The organism is Pseudomonas sp. S3E12 (assembly GCF_001702295.1).
GTDB lineage: Bacteria > Pseudomonadota > Gammaproteobacteria > Pseudomonadales > Pseudomonadaceae > Aquipseudomonas > Aquipseudomonas marginalis.
In genome coordinates this window covers 1-303 of sequence record NZ_MBDT01000024.1, presented here as the reverse complement: position 1 = coordinate 303, position 303 = coordinate 1, and the positions used below count along the sequence as shown (strand labels likewise).

The 303-nt window shown below is 59.1% G+C and carries 1 protein-coding gene; it reads right to left on the bottom strand.

The window, feature by feature from the left end; translation table 11 throughout:
* On the bottom strand, positions 1-303 hold a 303-nt coding region (locus BB029_RS33360; RefSeq protein WP_168166828.1), incomplete at both ends, for a hypothetical protein.

Genomic DNA, 303 nt, shown 5'->3' with positions numbered 1-303 from the left:
CGGTCAGGTCAATCTTCGGCAGTTGATTGCCGGCGTTAACGAAGTCAGCGCCCTTCTGTGTCAGCACGACGTTGTTATCAACGATGGCGTAGTAGCCGTCTGCGTTGCTGTTGCCGGTGAAGGAGACGGTCAGGCCTTCGCGTGGTGTTTCTTCGTCGGTCGCAGTGAAGCGGCCAGCGACGGTGCCCGCAGTAGCGGAGTTTTCATCAATGGTTTCTGGCGCGACACTGATGACCGGCACGTCGTTATGCAAGGTAACGGTTGGCTGGCCGGTGCCGTTGGAGCTGGCGCCTTCTGGATCAG